The sequence below is a fragment of the Gordonia marina genome, assembly GCF_052036135.1.
Classification (GTDB): domain Bacteria; phylum Actinomycetota; class Actinomycetes; order Mycobacteriales; family Mycobacteriaceae; genus Gordonia.
In genome coordinates this window covers 1-1,298 of record NZ_JBPSDN010000087.1, presented here as the reverse complement: position 1 = coordinate 1,298, position 1,298 = coordinate 1, and the positions used below count along the sequence as shown (strand labels likewise).

1 protein-coding gene is annotated in these 1,298 nt (G+C 60.5%); it reads left to right on the top strand.

What is annotated here, in order from left to right; genetic code table 11:
- The first annotated feature begins 191 nt into the window (after nucleotides 1–191).
- The gene (locus ACSEEN_RS21385) at nucleotides 192–770 is read left to right on the top strand and encodes a hypothetical protein (RefSeq protein ID WP_440714253.1); all 579 of its coding nucleotides are present in this window, start codon (nucleotides 192–194) and stop codon (nucleotides 768–770) included.
- The last annotated feature ends 528 nt before the right edge of the window (nucleotides 771–1,298 follow it).

Below are 1,298 nucleotides of genomic sequence, written 5' to 3'. Positions count from 1 at the left end.
GCCCGTGAAACCCGGCCGTGATCCGGCGGCAACCGGCCAGCCTGTCGTACCCGAACCGCAAAATCAGCCCTGCCGCAATCAATCCGAACCGCTCAGGCAGGGATAGGCACCGGATGAAAGATCGAGGCTAGGGGGGAAGACTGAAGTTACATGTAACTTCTGAGTTGGGCGGCGACGAAAGTAGGCAACAAATGAAAGTATCAACTGGAACTGGAAGAATTCCTGGGACGACTATTCTGGACCCGGTGTATCGAGTCACAGATTGGTATGGCGATCCGGCGCGCGGGTCGCTTGCCTACGACGAATTCGTAGTCACAGAAACTCTGGGCATATCAGAGGTTGTGGACTGGATAGCTAGTAGGCATGAACAGGCTCTCCTCGATACGCGGTCGTCAGACTCGCTACACAGCACCGAGCTCTGGCTTTTGACACCGCCAGAAGGCTCCTCGTCAAGGCTGCCGGTTCAGACGCTCCTGGGCACCTTTTACGTCGCGGGTAACGGGCCGCTAGTTGGGACTCATTCGATCTGCGAATCAGATGCCTGGCGTAACCGTGACAACCCTGCCGAGGACACCGTTGATCCCACGCAGTGGCAGGCCGAACTGGCGCTAGAGTTCGAGCGGCACGAGCTGACCGTGAGAACAGCCGCCATCGTCGAGGCCGTCCGGCGTGGGCTGCCATACTCAACCAGCATGCGACGGGAAGACTCGGCAACGTTACAGGAACTCACGCGACTCGCCTTGCAACAAGGAGCTGCGAGCCTCTACTAGAAGCTGAACTACCGCTTGGGCGGTCAGTACGATCGAGGAATGGATGACGGAAGCCCCTCAGTGCAGTGTCTCTGAGGAGCTTCACACGTTTCGGCCCGGCCTTGCCGACACGGAATTCGAAGCCCTCACAGGGGCCCTACCGGTTGCATGTCGGACTGGCCATAGTGCGCACCTCGGAGCGCTCTGGGCGCCTCGGCGAGTTACCGATACATGGGCGCAGGCGGCGACTGAGGTGTTCGGTGTTTCGCCAGCGTCGCTGTTGGCGTTGGAGAGTGATCCATCGCCGATCAGTGATGAGCTCGGCGCGGTCGGCACGCCGTTCGATCCGCGGTTGGTGCCGTCTGGCCTGCAGTGGCTGGCTAGACCTGTAGGTCTCCACCAGTCGTGGGGAGCATGCAGACTGAACCGCACTGGGTTCTTTGGAGGCTCGTGACCTTGGAAACGAGGATGAGTACATGCCGAAGGAACAGGTTCCCGGGAAGCCGCAGACGCGGCGCTACAGCCCGGAGGAGAAGGTGGCGGCGGTCC